The organism is Peribacillus sp. YIM B13477 (genome assembly GCF_042787955.1).
Classification (GTDB): domain Bacteria; phylum Bacillota; class Bacilli; order Bacillales; family DSM-1321; genus Peribacillus; species Peribacillus frigoritolerans.
The window spans coordinates 43,694-61,915 of sequence record NZ_JBHZPD010000012.1 but is presented as its reverse complement, the minus strand read 5'-3'; the positions used below and the strand labels follow the sequence as shown (position 1 = coordinate 61,915).

General features: G+C 42.0%; 15 protein-coding genes. 3 read left to right on the top strand and 12 right to left on the bottom strand.

The features are described from left to right. Nucleotides 1-6 precede the first annotated feature (6 nt). Both ACFX4H_RS23900 and ACFX4H_RS23895 read left to right on the top strand, forming a co-directional pair. A complete protein-coding gene (locus ACFX4H_RS23900; protein WP_034304859.1) occupies nucleotides 7-729 on the top strand; it encodes a GntR family transcriptional regulator in 723 nt (240 codons plus the stop codon). A 63-nt stretch (nucleotides 730-792) separates the two neighbouring features. Next, the gene (locus ACFX4H_RS23895) at nucleotides 793-1,515 is read left to right on the top strand and encodes an SIS domain-containing protein (protein WP_034304861.1); all 723 of its coding nucleotides are present in this window, start codon (nucleotides 793-795) and stop codon (nucleotides 1,513-1,515) included. A 668-nt stretch (nucleotides 1,516-2,183) separates the two neighbouring features. Here the strand turns inward: ACFX4H_RS23895 and ACFX4H_RS23890 are convergent. After that, on the bottom strand, nucleotides 2,184-5,300 hold the full coding sequence (locus tag ACFX4H_RS23890) for an MMPL family transporter (protein WP_377436384.1): 3,117 nt from the start codon (nucleotides 5,298-5,300) through the stop codon (nucleotides 2,184-2,186). Continuing rightward, a complete protein-coding gene (locus ACFX4H_RS23885) occupies nucleotides 5,297-5,764 on the bottom strand; it encodes a MarR family winged helix-turn-helix transcriptional regulator (protein ID WP_095395032.1) in 468 nt (155 codons plus the stop codon). The genes ACFX4H_RS23890 and ACFX4H_RS23885 overlap by 4 nt, the downstream gene beginning before the upstream one ends. Before the next feature lie 169 nt (nucleotides 5,765-5,933). Between ACFX4H_RS23885 and ACFX4H_RS23880 the strand changes: the two genes are divergently transcribed. Continuing rightward, on the top strand, nucleotides 5,934-6,458 hold the full coding sequence (locus ACFX4H_RS23880) for a YtxH domain-containing protein (RefSeq protein WP_249598853.1): 525 nt from the start codon (nucleotides 5,934-5,936) through the stop codon (nucleotides 6,456-6,458). A gap of 353 nt (nucleotides 6,459-6,811) precedes the next feature. Here ACFX4H_RS23880 and ACFX4H_RS23875 read toward each other — a convergent pair whose 3' ends face one another. From ACFX4H_RS23875 to ACFX4H_RS23830, 10 genes are all read right to left on the bottom strand, one after another. Further along, nucleotides 6,812-7,702, bottom strand: coding sequence for a peptidylprolyl isomerase (locus tag ACFX4H_RS23875; RefSeq protein WP_377436383.1), 891 nt, complete (start codon nucleotides 7,700-7,702; stop codon nucleotides 6,812-6,814). Nucleotides 7,703-8,022: 320 nt separating this feature from the next. After that, nucleotides 8,023-9,096 (bottom strand): ABC transporter substrate-binding protein, encoded by a 1,074-nt coding sequence (locus ACFX4H_RS23870; RefSeq protein ID WP_057276338.1) that lies wholly within the window; start codon nucleotides 9,094-9,096, stop codon nucleotides 8,023-8,025. Beyond that, nucleotides 9,093-9,896: an ABC transporter permease gene (locus ACFX4H_RS23865; protein ID WP_034304873.1), complete on the bottom strand. Its 804-nt coding sequence runs from the start codon at nucleotides 9,894-9,896 to the stop codon at nucleotides 9,093-9,095. Before ACFX4H_RS23865 ends, ACFX4H_RS23870 begins: the two co-directional genes overlap by 4 nt. Before the next feature lies 1 nt (nucleotide 9,897). Beyond that, on the bottom strand, nucleotides 9,898-10,701 hold the full coding sequence (locus ACFX4H_RS23860) for an ABC transporter permease (RefSeq protein ID WP_034305104.1): 804 nt from the start codon (nucleotides 10,699-10,701) through the stop codon (nucleotides 9,898-9,900). Next, complete coding sequence (locus ACFX4H_RS23855) at nucleotides 10,691-11,797, bottom strand: ABC transporter ATP-binding protein (RefSeq protein ID WP_249598857.1); 1,107 nt, start codon at nucleotides 11,795-11,797, stop codon at nucleotides 10,691-10,693. The genes ACFX4H_RS23860 and ACFX4H_RS23855 overlap by 11 nt, the downstream gene beginning before the upstream one ends. A 62-nt stretch (nucleotides 11,798-11,859) precedes the next feature. Further along, on the bottom strand, nucleotides 11,860-12,402 hold the full coding sequence (locus ACFX4H_RS23850; protein WP_249598858.1) for a helix-turn-helix domain-containing protein: 543 nt from the start codon (nucleotides 12,400-12,402) through the stop codon (nucleotides 11,860-11,862). Between the two features lie 170 nt (nucleotides 12,403-12,572). After that, a complete protein-coding gene (locus ACFX4H_RS23845) occupies nucleotides 12,573-13,958 on the bottom strand; it encodes a protoporphyrinogen oxidase (RefSeq protein ID WP_377436382.1) in 1,386 nt (461 codons plus the stop codon). A 178-nt stretch (nucleotides 13,959-14,136) separates the two neighbouring features. Then, nucleotides 14,137-14,649 carry a GNAT family N-acetyltransferase gene (locus tag ACFX4H_RS23840; protein ID WP_377436381.1) on the bottom strand — a complete coding sequence of 171 codons (513 nt, stop codon included), beginning with the start codon at nucleotides 14,647-14,649 and terminating at the stop codon, nucleotides 14,137-14,139. Nucleotides 14,650-14,769: 120 nt separating this feature from the next. After that, on the bottom strand, nucleotides 14,770-16,803 hold the full coding sequence (locus tag ACFX4H_RS23835; protein WP_249598861.1) for a Na+/H+ antiporter: 2,034 nt from the start codon (nucleotides 16,801-16,803) through the stop codon (nucleotides 14,770-14,772). Between the two features lie 233 nt (nucleotides 16,804-17,036). Continuing rightward, a complete protein-coding gene (locus ACFX4H_RS23830; protein ID WP_249598862.1) occupies nucleotides 17,037-17,927 on the bottom strand; it encodes a diacylglycerol/lipid kinase family protein in 891 nt (296 codons plus the stop codon). Between the last annotated feature and the right edge of the window lie 295 nt (nucleotides 17,928-18,222).

The following is an 18,222-nucleotide window of genomic DNA, read 5'->3' as shown; positions in this document are numbered from 1 at the left end:
AAGTCGATGATTGATAAAAACTCACCTCTTCCGATTTATTTTCAAATCGAAGAACAAATAAAAAGAAAAATAGAAAACGGTGAGTTCCAAGCGCACGATGCCCTTCCATCTGAACGTGAATATGCCGAGCAATTCGAAATTAGCCGGATGACCGTCCGCCAAGCCATAAATAATTTGGTGAATGACGGATACCTATACCGTCAGAAAGGAAGGGGAACCTTTGTCGCCGATAAGAAATTGGAGCAGCAGCTCAATGGGCTGACCAGTTTTACCGAGGACATGAAGGCCAGGGGATTAAACCCAAGCAGCAAGCTGCTGAGCTTTGAAATCATTCCGGCTGATAAGAAGATTGCCAGTGAATTGCACATTTCCCTTTATGCTCCCGTTTATGAAATAAAACGCATTCGGTTGGCTGATGATGTTCCAATGGCGCTCGAGACCGTGTACATGTCTGCCAATTTAATTAAAGGATTAACGGAAGAAATCATTAACCTTTCCCTTTACCAATATGTGGAGAACTACGTTAAACTAAAGATAGACTATGCTTCACAAACGTTGGAATCATCGATTGCTTCTGAATTGGAAGTGACCCATTTAGCAATTCCAAAGCACTCACCCATATTATTCATTCAAAGGAATACGTTCTTAATAGACGGAACTCCCCTTGAATATGTTAAATCGGCTTATCGTGCGGACAGGTATAAGTTCACTATCAACATAAGCAGATAAAATTGAATATTTTCATCACTATAGTCTTTTAATTGCCAAAGGTAATCGGAGGGTGTCACATATATGAACTCATACTTTGAAGAAGTGCAGGCTTTACTCACAATTGTGGGAGAACAGGAAAAGCAATCAATTAAGGAATCTGTGAAACATATCTCAAAAGCAGTCATGTCGGATGGGATCATCCATTTATTCGGAAGCGGACACTCCCACATTTTGACCGAAGAGGTATTCTACCGGGCAGGTGGGTTAGCCGCAATTCGTCCAATTTTCGTTGAAGATCTAATGCTTTTTAAAGGAGCTTCAAGGTCATCCCAACTTGAACGCCAAAATGACCTATCAGAGAAATTCATGCATGATGAAGATATCCGTCCTGGTGATGTTTGTATTGTCATTTCGTCATCCGGCGTAAATCCCGTTCCGATAGATGTAGCCACTATCGCAAAAGAAAAAGGGGCATTCGTTATTGGACTAACATCACCGGAGTATGCAAAAAGTTGTTCTTCACGGCATAAACAGAAGCATTATCTCCACGATGTCGTTGATTTGGTCATAGACAATCATATTGCCAAAGGTGACACATTACTGAAATCAAATAATATACCTTTTGGTTCCGGATCGACCGTGGTCGGGGCCGTTCTCCTCAATATGGTTTTCACTCAAGTCATCCAAACGATCATTGAATCAGGGGAAACCCCTCCCGTATTCCTAAGCAGTAATATCGAAGGGGCAGATGAACACAATCAAAAGATCATCGCGAAATATAAAACAAGAATCCCCCAATTATGAAATGGAATACATATTTTTTTGTTTCGGTTGTTTATTTCTTACTGTAGGCAAACTCCATCGAGTTGGTCTACAGTTTTTTTGAGAGTTTGGAAGTTGAGCGTTGAATTCCACTGCAGGCACTCGCTTTCCGCGGGCGGTCCGTGGTCCGGGGAGACTCCTCGGCGTTTGCGCCTGCCTGCGGTGTCTCCCCTGCACTCGTATTCCCGCAGGAGTCTCGCACCTTCCGTTCCAGTCAACAGAGTTTTAGTAATTAGACAGAACTCCATGGGCCAACAGTCTTTCTGCAACTTTTATTGAAACGCTTTTCCATCCCCTCTTAACTAAAAGTTTCATTTAACGAATGAGTGCAGGGCATGTATTTGTTGATTCCACACATTCGTTTCATGCACCAGCAGACCGTAACAGGTTTGTGTTGTAGACGAGAGTAACACCGATTGAGAAAGTTGGAAAACCTGAAGCTGTTGAAGATGCAGCTTACAAAACCAGTACGCCTGATTATGTGTATGATGGGACTTATGATTGTAATTCTTCCTCCACCGGGCGAGCTTTTAAATCCATTCCCATTTTATAATCATTCAAAAGGGTTTCGGAATAGGAGCATTCCGAAACCCTTTTGTCTACAGTCTGGAGGCATCCGGATGGAGGCCTTCTTTATTTTATATTCCCTTTTATTCCTTATTTTTTAAAAACGGCCACCAATTCGCGTTTCCAAACGTTGCAACCATAACCGGTATAAACAATGGCAAGATGACAAACGCATATAAAGCAAGCCCCACCAATATTAAAGTGGCTATCTCCAAGAGCGATAAAACTCCTGCTGGCATCATGGCAGCAAAGGTTCCGCCCAGAATGACAGCCGCCGAGATGATCACCGTTCCCATTTTTCTCATGGACAGTAACATCGCTTCCTTGACCGGCTTATCTTTCCACTCGTTAAAGCGATCCATCAAGAAAATGCTATAGTCAATGCCAAGAGCAATCAAGATGACGAAGGCAAAGAAAGGAACTGCCCAGCCAATGCCGGCATAACCGAGAATATTAACAAAAATCAACTCTGTAATGGCTGCCGCTGTATAATAAGTCAAAACGAGCGACACTATCAAATAGACAGGCATGATCAAGGATCGCAGCATGAAAAAGAGAATGATTGCAATACCCGACAGCATCAAAACGACCGTCCTTGAGAAATCCTCCCCAGACATCATGCCCAAGTCATGATGTGTACTTGTGATTCCCCCTATCGCCACCTGCGCGTTTTCAAGCTTTGTATCTTTCGTTACTCTTTCAACGGTTGCTTCAATCGAATCGATTTGCTCGATTGCTTCATTGGAATAAGGATTCGCCTTGAATACCACATCCATGGTCATGATTTTACCATCTTCAGATAAATACGCATTCAATGCTTCCCCGAATTCTTCGCTTTCCACTACTTCTTTGGGAATGTACATGCCTGTTACCGTTTTATCCGTTTTTGCCAGCCCTGATAAATAACCCTGTGCGGACGATAGTCCATCATGGACTTCATTCAGACCATCCGCACTTTCATTTAAGCCCTCAGTCAGATCAGTAAGCTGTCCCCCGAGGCTTGAAAAACCATTTAGGAGTTCTTGCTGCCCATTACTTAAGCTAGTAAGGCCTCCTTTAAATCCTGACAGATTATTTATGACTTCCCCCTGACCATTAGCCATGGTGCTTAGACCCTTTTGTAAAGTGTCAACACCTGAAATCAATTGGTTCAGGCCCTCCCCAAGAGAATTTTGCCCCTTTACGATTTCTTCCATATTTTCATTCGCCGTATTCAAACCGCCGGACACTGAGCCAAGATTCCTATTGAGCTCTGAAAGGCCTGCTGCCATGGGCTCCAAGCCACCCTGTGCCCCTTGCACTGTTTGCTTGATCGTTTGATAGGACTGATCAGCCTGTAATTCTGGATGAGTGGCTTCCATTTGCTCAAAGGAAGGATTTAAACCGGCAAGGCTTTGTGATACACCCGTAAGGTTAGTTTGAATTTCTTTATATCGACCTGTGAGCTCACTTAACCCATTAGCTGATTGTTTATAGCCTTCGAGAAGCTGTCCGCTTCCGGTAGCGAGCTTATCCAAGTTTAACTTGACCTCATTCAATCCGTTTTTTATGTCCCCGGTTCCTGAAGACCCATCGCGGATGCCTGCTTCAATGCTTGTTAATGCCTTCTCCACCTGACCTACGCCGCTCTTTAATTCATTGGTCCCGGATATGAGCCCCTCTATTCCGTCCGTCGCTTGCTTCAATCGCGGTCCTGAATCGGAAAGCTCACTGCCTGCCGTTTTCAATCCATCGCTGATTTGTTTAATGCCTTCATTTCCTTCCCCGATTCCCTTTTCCAAGGTTTCGGCTTGATAGGAGACAAATAAGTCCTTAATGGGTTCACCTGTCGGGCGCGTCATGGATCGAACTATTTCAACTTCATCGACCTTGACGATTTCCTGGCTGATTTTTTCAGCAAGTGCGACATAATCTTCCGAATCCATACGTTCGTCATTTTTTATGACAATCTGTGTTGGCATCGATTGTCCCGGGCCGAATTCATCGGAAATGATATTAAATGCCATGATGGAAGGAACATCATCACCCGCTTCTTCAAGGGAGTTATAAGAAATCTTCCCATCATACATAAACAAAAAGGGAACACAGACGATTGCGACGATCATAAGCGCCAATAATGGGCGGTTCAAGGAGAAGTTGCCTAGAATTCCCCATAGTTTACTTTCACTATGCGCAAGTTTCCCTTTCGCCGGCCAGAATAGCTTCTTTCCAAGAACCGCCATGAAAAATGGAACGATCGTATAAAGGGCGATCATTAAAATGAAGACCCCTATGGCAACGGCCGCCGCAGATTGATAGAGCTTAAAAGTAGAAAAACCAATTGCCGCAAAGCCAATCATTACGGTCAGCCCGCTGAAGAAGACAGTCTTACCGGCGGTTCGGTATGTCTCCACGATAGCTTCAGGCAAGGACTCCCGAGACGATAGCTCCTCCTTGAAACGACTAAGCAGCAGGATGCAATAATCAGTTCCGATTCCAAATAAAATACCAACCAGGAATATTTGGGTGTAAGACGAAATCGGAAAGTCCCATTTATCCACCAGGAATGAGACGATGGATTGGGAACATAAATAAGTGAAACCGACTGTCACTAACGGAATGATCGGTGTCACCACTGAACGGAAGACTATCAGCAATACAGCCAGAATGAAGACCACCGTGATGCCTTCAGTTTTCTTCAGCCCCTCTTGGGAATTGGCATTAAGATCTTCATCAATCATCCAGCTGCTTGTATAATAATGCTCGACATCCACTTGTTCCAACTCTTTATAAAGGGCATCGATCACTTCCTTAGCTTCCCGGTCCCCCTTGACCATCGTGATGGATGTCAAAACCGTTGATTCATTCTCCGAGACCAACTGACCTTTTAGCGAGGGCTCTTTAAAATGAGTCATGACCTCTTTAATGCCAAGCTCCGCTTTATTCTTTTCAAGCTTTTGGATCGCTACTTCGATCTCTTTCAATTCCGGGGAAGACAGCTTCTTATCACCATGAAATACGAGAGCCACTTGTGACTCATCCTTATCCTGGATCTCTTTCATTAGCTCATTGGCCATCCCAGAGGAATACTCTGCCGGTACATCCAGCTGGCCCTTATTCCGGACAAGCTCCGCCATATTCGGTGCCGCAAACAATAAACCTGCCGTAATGGCAACCCATACGATAATGACCAGCCATCTTCCCTTTATGATCCCCCTCATTTATATTCCTCCCGTTCCTCATTCTTCATTTGAATGAAAATTTGTGAAAGCTTCTCATATGTATCAAGGAATTTAACAATCTCTTCATAATCGAATTTCGTCATGATGCTCTCTACCAATTTATGAATCTTATTTTCCGTTTCCTGTAACAACGCTTCCCCCTCTTTGGAAAGCTTCAAATGAAAGACCCTTCGGTCAACCTGGTCCTGTTCCCGTTCTATCAATCCTTTGCCTTCCAGCCTGTTGATGTTAGACGTGACGGCACTCTTATTAATATAAAAGGCATCACTGATTTCCGTCGATGTACACAACCGCTGTTGTTGAATGAACCGTAAAGTATAGTATTGTTCGTTCGTCAGCACATCACAAATCTGATCTTTTATTAAAAGCTCCCCCATCTTATTGACATAGAAAGAAACCTTCATATATCGATCAATCAATCCAGAAACTTTTTCATTAGTCATCGGTGCACCTCCCAAAAAGTAGTTCAGTCATTTAACTATATGTAGAATACTATTGTTTTATTTATCATGTCAATCCCATGATAGTTTATTATTTCCAGTTTAACTTATGGTAAATAAGGGAAAACCCAAAATAAGCAAACAATCTACTATTCTAAAGGAGGAAATATAAATGACTCAAACAACTATCGAAACTCAAACGAATAGCAAACTTTTAAAAGGGATTCTAATCGGGGGGCTTGTCGGCGGTGCATTGACCTTGCTCGACTCCAACACGAGAAATAAAGTAAAGCGATCTGCCGTCCTTTTAAAAGACAACTCCATGAATATGATTGAACAGGTCAAGGAAAATCCTGGCGAAATGAAGGAACAGATGGTATCAGGAGTCAAAGGGGCAACTGATACGATTAAAGAGGCAATCAATGACGTTGAAACACTATATGAAACCGTGAATGAAGACGTGGTGGGTAAAGTATCCGAAGTAAAGGATATCTCCACTGATGCCCTTGGTACAGCGAAGGACGCAACAAGTGAATTAAAAGACATCAGTTCAAAAGTGGTCGTTGCCGGCAAACAGCTGAAAGAAACGCCAGCACAATCATTGAAATCCAATAATGATAAAGGTGAAAAAGAGAGTGATGAAATGGTTAAAAAATCAGGATTATCCAATCAAAAATCCATCTCATCCAACTTCTAATATATAAAAAAGCTGAGGCATTATGCCTCAGCTTTTTTTGTAGAGAAAATGGGCCCGGAAAATGTGCGTTTCATCAAATGAAGTTCCCGAACAACCAAAACAACACCTTCAACTAAATAGGGATGGTTTTATCTAAATTTAAAAACAGAGTTGATTGGAGTGAAAGGTACGAGACTCCTGCTTAGAAAAGCGCGTCTAGGGGAGACACCGCAGGCGCAAGCCGAGGAGGCTCCACGACCGCCCGCGGAAAGCGAGTGCCTGAAGCGGAAATCAACATCCAAATACAAGCCATAATAAAAGCTGAGGCATTTTGCCTCAGCTTCTTTGTTTCGGTATATCCTTCACTTGATACCTTAGTTAGAGTCCTCCAATTTATTCGTTATATCATGGTCTTTTTTCACTTCGGCTAACCAAACTGGATATTCCTCTTGTAATCTTTCAGAAAGAAGCGTTTCTTTAATTACTTCTTTACTGTCTTCTAAATTAGCTTTTTTTGCTTCCTTCTTACCGGTTACTTTTATGATATGGTACCCATATTCGGTTTTGACTGGATCACTGACTTTATTTATATCAAGGTCAAATGCAACTTCTTCAAACTCTCCCACCATATCGCCTTTTCCAAAATACCCTAGGCTTCCACCGTTATCCGCCGTTTCAGTATCAGTGGAATATTCAGCTGCCAACTTAGCGAAATCACCGCCTGCTGCAAGTTCTTTCGCAACCTTTTTAGCCGTTTTTTCGTCTTCGACTAAAATATGACTAGCTTCCACTTGTTCCGCTTGAGCAAATGTATCTTTATTATCTTCAAAATACGTACTGATTTCATCGTCCGTTACGGTAATTCTCGGTTCGACCAGTTTTTTCGTTTGCAGGTAAACCACGATGTCCTTTTTTAAAGCATCCATTGAAGAACCGCTTGCTTCCAATTGCTCTTTTAACGACTTTTCATCACCATAGGACTCCACCATAAGATCGATTTCTTTCTGGATTTCTTCATCCTTAATTTTGATTCCTGCTTTTTCCGCTTCCAATTCCACCAATTTATTCGTAATTAGCAGGTCTAAAGTATCTGCTCCGTATCCCGCAACAAGCGCGTCATACAGCTCATCCTCATTGATTTTCTCGCCATCGATACTCGCAATTGTCCTATCCATGGACGAAATCATCGCAAATGCCATGATCCCGGCAATGATTAAAATGCTTCCTGCCCAAATATATGCCTTCGTGCTTTTTAATAGTTTCATGAATAATCTCCCTTAAGTTTTCTATTATGATAGCTTATAAATATTAATTAATCCTTAAGACTTTAACTTAACCTTCAATATGTATGAACTCTATCATTATACTAACATACTTATATCTCTGCAGATATTTTAGAGCATTTCATTCTGCTATGGATTTACATTAAATTTTGGATGATTATAACAAAAAACGGTATTATACCGTTATATCAACTCTTGATATATAGGTAACAAAGTATAATTCGGCTTTTACTCGTGAATTTCGAGCAAACGAAAAAGCATGGTGTACGGAGGGAATTCCTACACCATGCTTTTTTATTTTGTTATTTACGATGCATCTTGAATTCAAGGAAGAGTTCATTGTAACGGGCCAAGTTTTTCTTCCCAAGGTTTTCGTACACTTCCAGTTTCTTCGTCAGTTCAGGTGATGGATAGAAACGTTCATCCTTAACCACTTCTTCAGGCATATATTTAAGTGCTTCTTTATTAGGTGTCGAGTAACTTACATATTCAGCATTTTGAGCTGCAACTTTCGGGTCCAGCATGAAGTTGATGAACTGGTGGGCCGCATCGACATTTTTCGTTGTTTTCGGGATGACCATATTATCAAACCATAAATTGGACCCCTCTTTTGGAACAACGTATTCGAGATCTTCATTTTCAGCCATGATTTCAGAAGCAACTCCCGACCAAACAAGGCCAATAGCCGCTTCCTGGGCTTCCAATAGCATGCGGCTTTCATCTCCCACTATCGCTTTAATATTCGGGGTGAGGGCATCAAGTTTGGTTTTTGCCTCTTGAAGGTGTTCTTCATCTGTATCATTCAATGAATAATTCAAAGAGTTCAGACCCATGCCCATCACTTCTCTAGCGCCATCCGTCAAAAGGATTTCATTTTTTAAATCTTTATCCCATAAATCCGCCCAGGCCGTTATTTCTTTGCCACCGAGCATCTTGGAATTGTAAACAATTCCAACCGTTCCCCAGAAGTACGGGACGGAATATTTATTCTCCGGATCGAATGGCAGATCGATGAATCGCTCATCGATATTTTTCAAATTCGGAAGCTTGGAATGATCCAATGGAACCAGCAAGTCTTCTTGCCTCATCTTATCGATCATATACTCAGACGGTATGGCAATATCATAAGTGGTACCGCCCTGTTCAATTTTAGTCATCATGGCCTCATTCGAATCGAACGTCTCATAAATGACCTTTATACCTGTTTCTTCTTCAAAACGTTCGATTAGATCCGTATCGATGTAATCGCCCCAATTATAAATGGTAAGCGTATTGCTGCTCGTAAATCCCTGCGCTGAATTCAATCTTGAAATCGCATATAGCAGCAAAGCGGATACGAGGGAAATGAGCAAAAACATTTGGAGAAGCCTTTTCATCGTTTCCCCCCCATTCCCGTTTGCCTAACACGTTGAGTTATAAAGTAATAGACGACAACCAACAGCAGTGTCACGACGAACAACAGTGTCGATAGTGCATTGATATTCAATGAAATTCCACGGCGGGCCAATGAATAGATTTCCACGGAAAGAGTGGAGAAACCATTACCGGTCACAAAGAACGTTACCGCAAAATCATCAAGTGAATAAGTCAATGCCATAAAAAAACCAGCAAAGATACCTGGCAAGATGTATGGAAGGATGACTTTCGTCAATACATCCCACCGGCTTGCCCCTAAATCCCGGGCCGCATCAATTAAAGTAGGGCTCATTTCCTGAAGTTTCGGAAGGACCAGCAGCACAACGATTGGGATACTGAAGGCGATATGTGACAACAGTACCGAGTAGAATCCAAGCTTGATCCCGGCCATTGTGAATAAAATCAGGAAGGAAGCACCGATGATCACATCGGGACTGACAATCAATACATTATTCAATGACAATACCGTATTCTTAGCTTTACTGCTCGTAAAGGAGCGAATTCCAATTGCCCCTATCACCCCGATGATCGTTGCGATCAGTGCAGATAATAAAGCTATCACAAGTGTATTCAATACAATGATCAACAGCCTCGTATCTTGGAACAGCTCTTTGTACCACTCCATCGTGAACCCTTTAAAGTCATACATCGTTCCACCGCTGTTAAAAGAGTAAAAGACTAAAAAGAAAATCGGTGCATAGAGAATGAGAAAAATCAAAACGAGAAACGCTTTTGATATTGGTGATAATTTATTGCCCATTTTACACACCCTGCTTTCGGTTACCCGTTACAAACATAATCAGGAACATTATAATAATCAAAAATACCGCGATCGTGGAGCCCATTCCCCAATCCTGTGTTACAAGGAAGTGCTGCTCGATAGCCGTACCAAGCGTAATGACCCGGTTACCGGCAATCAATCTAGTAAGCATGAACAATGAAAGTGCCGGGATGAAGACTACTTGGCATCCCGTCTTTACCCCATCTAACGTCAATGGAAAAATGACACGGCGGAATGTCATCCATCGGGACGCTCCCAAGTCATTGGCCGCATCCAAAAGGGTTGGATTCATTTCATCAAGCGCATTGAATATCGGTAAAATCATAAACGGGATGAAAATATAAACCGAGACGAATATAAAGCTGAAATCCGTAAAGAGAATCTGCTGCTTTCCGATTCCTACCGCCTCCAGGAAACCATTCGCCACACCATACGTGCCAAAAATTCCAATGAAGGCATATGCCTTCAAAAGTAAATTGATCCAGGAAGGCACGATAATCAGTAAAAGCCACAACTGCTTATGCTTGGTTTTCGTTAACAAATAGGCTGTCGGGTAAGCGACTAAAAGGGATATTCCCGTAATCAGGAAAGCATACCAAAATGAGCTCAATGTCATTTTTAAATATACTGGTGTAAAGAACTTTTGATAGTTAATCAATGATAAATTGCCTTCAATATCAAAGAAGGAATAGTAAAGGATTAACAAAATGGGTGCGATCACGAATAAAGCAATCCATAAGACATAGGGTATGAAGTAAATATTCCGGGATATTTTATTCTTCATGACTTTCCCCATCATGATACGCTTCCAGACGCTTATCGAATTCTTCTTCAGTTTCACCCAATCGCATGACATGGATCGATTCCGGTTCGAAATAAAGACCTATTTCATCTCCGACTGCCACTTTTTTCGTTGATTGGACAAGCCATTCATTTCCATCATGGTCATAACAGCTGATTTCATAATGAACACCGCGAAATAGCTGGGAGTCCACCCGAACTTGCAGTTTTCCGCGATCGACGGAAGTAATCTCTAAATCTTCCGGGCGGATGACAATATCGACAGCTTCATTACTGTTCAATCCTTGGTCAACACATTCGAACTGTCTGCCGACGAATTCCACGAGGTAATCTTCAATCATTTTTCCTTTTACAATATTGGACTCACCGATGAAATCGGCAACGAATCGATTCAGCGGTTCATCATAAATATCCGTAGGGGTCCCGCTTTGCTGGATTTTCCCTTTGTTAAGGACAAAAATCTCATCTGACATCGCTAATGCTTCCTCTTGGTCATGAGTGACGAAGATAAACGTAATTCCCAGCCTCTGTTGCAGCTCCCGCAATTCATATTGCATTTCTGTACGCAATTTCAGATCAAGGGCAGATAACGGTTCATCCAGGAGGATGACTTCAGGTTCATTAACAATAGCCCTCGCAATCGCTACCCGTTGCCGCTGACCGCCGGACATTTCCCTGATCTCCCGTTTTTCATACCCCTCCAAATTAACAAAGCTGAGGGCTTCCTTCACCTTGATTTCCACTTCCGAATTCTTCATTTTTTTGATCCGAAGACCAAATGCTACATTTTCAAACACATTTAAATGCGGAAATAGTGCATAATCTTGAAATACCGTATTCACTTGCCTTTTATTGGCTGGCACATCATTGATCTTTTTCCCTTCAAAGTAAATATCACCTTTGGAAGCTTCCGTAAATCCGGCAATCAAACGAAGGATCGTGGTCTTCCCACAACCGGAAGGACCCAATAGCGTATAGAACTTCCCTCTCTCGATTTCAAAACTAACATTATCGAGAACCGTTTCATCATCAAATTGCTTCGTAACCTGATCGAAGCGTATTATATTCCCATTTGCCATAGCTTCTTCCCTCTCTCCATTCCCTTACTCATCAATCTTCAACGATTGCATTTTTTTGAATTCTATAAGTATGAGTCCGTCACCACGAGTAATAACTCGGACGGACCTTCAAAATCATTGATGATTTGATGTTCATCTGAAGCATGAAAATAAATCGATTCCCCTGCCTTGACGAAATACGTATGTGTACCCAGCTTTACAATGACTCTTCCGCGTAGTACATAACCGAATGTTTCCGACAAGGATGGTTCAAATTGTTTGAACTCCCCTTTTTCCTGGAGAGTCAGGCGAATAGGTTCCATTTCCTTTTCATTCGATTCAGGCACGAGCCACTGAATTTGGTATCCCCGTTCTTCATCGATGAAAAATGTTTGTGCTTCTTCTTCATACACTACTTTTTGGACTTGATCCTCATCATCGAAGAACTGCTTCGGCTTGCAGCCGAGTACTTCTAAAATATTGAAAAGAGTTTCAATCGAAGGGGAACTAAGATCCCTTTCCAACTGTGAAATATATCCTTTGCTTAAATCCGTTCTTTCGCCCAATTCTTCCTGGGTCAATCCTTTTTTCAAGCGAAGGTTCTTTATTTTTTTTCCAATTTGCATTCCATAACCCTCAATCGGTTTACTTATAGTAAACACACAGTAGATAAAGTTTTATATAAGTAAACTTTCAGTTTAATTTTACGAATATCATTATACAGGAAATGCCGGAAACTTCAAACGGAATTTCCGGCATCCATTAAAAAAAGGACTGCCGCCTGGCAGTCCCCCTTTTACAACTTCAGACATATCTCTTCCGCTTTCTTTTCCCCATCAGCAATACAATCCGGGATTCCGACTCCATTATATGAACAGCCCGCAAGTAAAACATTCGGATAATTCTCGGAGATTTTCGCCTCCAGTGATTGAACGATTTGTGGATGTTTAATATGGTAGTTCGGCATATTTTCATGCCATTTCGTCACTTCACTCGTAATTGGATTCCCAGAAATGCTTAGACTTTTCATAATGTCGTGTAAAGCCACAGAGATCAAATCCTGTTTTGTAAGGGACTGTAATCGTTCATAGTCCGGACTAGAGCTTTTATAAAAAAGCCTTACCAAAAGCTGACTGTTTTCAGAAGTATGCTCCCATTTCCGGCTTGTCCAGGTGCATGCATTACAAATCAAATCACTATTATCGCCTGCAATGAAACCTGTCCCGTCTTTAGGAAGCCTGCTGTCCGGGATATCGAATCCAAGATAAACGCTAATCATCGAACTATTGATCAAGCCGTTGAAATCCTCATCCAACTCCCGATCCCCCAATAATTTCTGGGCAATTGTATGCGGTGTACTCAATACGATAAAGTCCGCTTCCAGCGTTTCACCGTTTGCCAATGTAATGATGTACGCCTCATCATTTCTTCCGATTTTATCTACACTGACCCCTTTTAATATCTCGACCATATCGAGGCTTTCCTCTATTCTTTCCACCAGTGTTGATAAGCCATTTTTAAACGAAAGGAACTTCTTATTTCCCTTGCTTTTGTATTTCTGCTTATTTTCCGATAGACCTCGTATTATACTGCCATATTCATTTTTATAATCCAGCATCTCTGGCAGTGTTTTGGCAATGGTCAATTCATTTAATTTTCCTGAGTAAACACCTGATAGGACAGGCGATATCTGCTTCTGCACCAATTCCTTGCCTAAGAAACTTTCAAGAAATAAACCGATGGAGTCATTCTTCGTAAATGTCTCATTTTTTGTGTAGAAATCCTTTAAGGCGTCGACCTTACCTTGGGCGGAAACCAGATCACTTTTGGCCAGTGACTCCAGGCTCATTGGTATTCCGAATAGGGCATCTTCGGGGATTCCCTTCAGCATCCCATCTGTATGAATGAATGATTTTCCCGTCGCATTATAGACGACTTGGTCCTCCAGGTTCAATTCTTTAAGAAATGGCTGTATATTCTGTTTCCTGGCGACGATCGAATCGGCACCCGCTTCAATTTTAAAAGGACCATCGTGCACAGTCCTTATTTTACCGCCTAATTCCTCATTTCCTTCTATTAATATTAATCGTACGGGAAGACTCCTCGCTTTAACTGTCTTTTGTAAATAATACATGGTTGATAAACCGGTAATGCCTCCACCTACGACTACGACTGTTTTCATTAGGACTACACCTCGATTAAGATTTTGCAATAAGTAAAGTGTACCATAAGGCAGCGGCATTATTAAAAGCAGCCCTTCTAAAATCTTCGGTTACATAACGAAACCTGTAACAAATTGGACAAAAAAGACTTCCCCTTTTGGAAAAGTCCATTAGCCAATTTTATTTGTTATTCCTCCCTTATTCGATATCCTTGTTCCCCATATCCAATCTATATTCCATTATCTCCATCAACCCGCTTCTGCCTTCCTTCTGAATGCCTGTATCCTGAAACCCCGATTTCGCATAAAGCGTTTTTGCATTCACGTTCATGACGTCCACTGCCAGAATGATCGAATCCTTGTTTGGAAAAATCCCTTTTGCGAATTCCGGAAGGATTTGCAAGGCTTTCTTTCCAATCCCTTTTCCCTGATGTGTTTGATCAACAAGGAATCCCCGGAGTAAAATCGCTTTTTTATCGCTGGTGAAAGGGTCGGTGTTTTCGCCAATGTGTAAAACGAAAAAGCCAACTGGGATACCATCGGCCAATATTACGAAAGGGTTCCTGTCGCAATCTTCCCGGCAATATTTCAGTGACTCTTCCGGCAGAGCTGAAAAAGGAGTTTGTGTATTCGGTAAATAAAACTGGGAAAGCTGGTGAAGGTCTTCCGGTATATAAGGCGTTAAAGTTATGGTCTCGATTTCCTTTTCCATTAAGCACAATCTCTTTCATCAATTATTGAATACAATAATGATTCGATGCCCTGTCCGATATTCCCTTCACAAACCGGAAGGAGCACTGCTGAATATATCTGCAGTGCTCCTTTTGTATAATCAATGTGTATTTTCATTGATAGTGAGTGCTTCCCGTAAATTGATTTGCTGGCGGAGTATGTTGGCAACATCACGGGAGATTTGTCGTTTTTCAAACATATCCTGCACTTCGTCCCGTTCTGCCTGGATCGCTTTATAGAACAGCTCTCTTTCATACTCGGCCATTTTACTCGGGGTACTGCCTCTGTTCTCACGTTTGCATTTTAAAATCAACACTTTATACTCGTCTATGATCATCGAGGATGTCTTATGATTATCGGCTGTAATTCCGGCCTGTATCTCTTGGATGGCGGCTTTATACATCCTGATTTTAAGATCCCTGACCTTTTCCAATCTCTTAAGATTGATTTTTCTTATTTCACTTTTATTAGGGAAAAATAATTTTAAAACCCTCAGCATACTTCTCCTGAACAGCGTTACTGACCTAAAAAAACGGAACTTAAGTCGATTTGTTACGGCACCTTCCATACGCTGGATATATTCCTTGCATATATACGCCGTCTCCCGGTCCACTTTTTCATCCTTAATGAGTTTATCCAGGAATCTTTGCTCTGCTTCAAGGGCCTTGAAGCGAAGATCCTTCTCTTCTTCCCTTAATGCAGCCGGTTCTTTCTCCTGTTCTACATAGGACAGTTCATTGATCTTGGTACAATACCTGGAAATGATCGACAAAGCCGCTTCCCGGTTTTCATCTGTCATTTGGGACTCAATCACCCGAATAGCTGCTTGATGTGATTGGATGGCAGCAGCTTTCGTTTTGTCAGCCTGCTTATCCACCACTTCCTCTTCTTCCGATCGTGCCACGATTGGAAGAAATACACTCGCAACAATCAGTGTCAGCAATATGACACCTGCTGCAATGAAAATGATTAACGAACGCTCAGGAAAAGGGCTTCCATCTGCCAACACATATGGAATCGAGAACGAACCCGCTAACGTTACAGCTCCGCGAACACCGGAAATGGTAATGATCCCGGCCGCTTTGAAGTCCGGTTTTTGGGCTCCCGCTTTTTTCGTCATCCAGCCAATCGACCAGGCAGCCGTAAGCCAAATGAATCGTAAAGCGAAAAGGAAAAGTGTAATGATCACGATATAAAGGATCACTTGTCCATTATTAAAGGCTGGATCTTGAAAGATCGTTTTCGCAACGCTTGGGATTTGCAAGCCAAGCAAAACGAATACAAGACCATTCAATACATATAAAATGACGGACCAGGTACTCTTTGAAACGACTTGAAGTTCCACTGTTGGTGAAATTTCCCGATCTCGTTCAATGGCATGGACAATTCCCCCAGCCACGACTGCCAAAATCCCAGAAAGGTGGAAATGTTCCACAGCGAGGAAAATAATAAAAGGAGTCAGGATTTGGATAAGCATATGCATCGTGACATCTTCCATCCCTAAACGGCGAAGAAATACGCGAAGCCTGATAATGATGAAGGCTAGTATCGCTCCACCAACAAACCCACCAATTGCAATCCATATGAAACTGAAGGTTGCGTCGACTAAGGAGAAAACACCAGTGACTGTAGCTGCAACAGCAAACTTAAAGGCAACTAAACCTGAGGCATCATTCATCAGCCCTTCGCCTTCGAGAAGATGCATGATGCTCTTCGGCAATTTGACCCGACTCGCCAAAGCGCTTACTGCCACTACATCCGTAGGTGACAAAATGGCCGCCAAAGCGAATGCTGCCGGCAATGGTATCGAAGGGATCATCCAATTAATTAAATACCCGCCTGCCCAAACCGTTATGAATACAAGGCCCAGTGCAAGCATCAGAATGGGTGCTCTCAACTTCCATAGTGCTGTTCGGGGTACATTTTTGCCATCATTGAACAATAGGGGTGCGATGAATAATAGCAAAAATAATTCCGTCTCCATCTCAACATGCATACCCAGGGGTAAAAGTGCCAATATGACACCGAGTGCTATTTGTATTAATGGTACAGGTATAAAGGGTATAAAATGGTTAATTACATTAGACACTCCTATCAATATAAGAAGGGCTAATATAACAAGAAAAAACTCCATACGAACATCAAACTTCCTCTCTCATCTATAATCATAACTATAAGCGTAACATATTTATACCCAGTCAATCATGCATTAACTATTCTAACCTGGAATCCTTCTGAATAATGATACCTTTTATAAAAGCGAAGGAGCTTACGTTGTGTACGATGAACATCCGCAAAGAAAAAAGCTGATTGGCTAAACCATGATCAGCTTTTCCCACATGTTAAAAGAAATGGGAACTAAACGACTCATTTAGTTCCCGGGACGAATAGACGAAGATGTTTATGCAGTACATTTGCCTGGAAAGGAAGAAGAGTGCCTTCATCGCCATCGATATTGACTGCAAGTTCCTCTGACGTGTTTAAATGGAGCTTGGATGTTTTAATATATTCGACTTCGTCATTCCCCATGATCTCCCCCCTGATCAAACTGGGAATGATCTTGACGATGAGAGGAAGAGATAAATCCTTAATGATGAATGTGTGCAGCTTTCCATCATTCACTTCCGCCTCTGGTGCAAGTTGTTCAAAACCGCCGACAGAGTTAGTCATGGTTGCAATTAGTAAATGAGCCTCCCCCATCCACTTCCCGTGATCATGTTCAACCGTTAAAGGAAACGGAGTCTTTTTAATGATTGCTTTTGCTCCTTCAATGAAATAGGCAAAAGACCCAAGACGGGTTTTTTGTTCAACGGAAACATTATAGGTGGCCTCCGCGATTGCCCCTACCGCCAACACATTCATGAAGTAACGGTCATTGATCTTCCCTATGTCCGATTCCTTAATATGCATATCCTTCAATATCTCGATGGCTGCATTGGGATTCAGTGGTATACCCAAAGACCTGGCGAAATCATTGATGGTTCCTAGTGGAATGATCCCGAAGATAGGCCGGTGCTGCTGCTCGCCCAAGCCATTCACTATCTCGTTCACCGTTCCATCACCACCCATGGAAATGACAGCATCGAATCTTTCTGCACAGGCCTCCTTTGCAAAACCCGTCGCATCCCCCTCTCCTTCCGTTTTACGAACGCATACCTCATCAAAAAGTTCCCCTAGTGCCTTTTCCGCTTTCGGCAAAATCTTCCCTGCCTTTTCCTTGCCTGAAGATGGATTGACGATAATCATCGCTTTCGACATATGCTACCTCCCATTATTGTACTTCTACTAGCAAGTTACCTCTTTACTGAAGTATTAAAACCATACAGACAGGAACTTACATATAATCGTTGCCGGTTGGATATTGCTGACATTTTAGAACAAGCACTTTTATGTTACATCGACTGTGAAACAGGCATTCAATGTTCACCCAACCTCCTGTTTCCCATCTGTTATATTAATGCCCCTCTCAACACATTGAAAATTGTTTGTCCGTTTCACTCCCTGATTGTTTTTTCGTTTTATAAAAAGCATTATTTCTTTCATTTCCTACTAG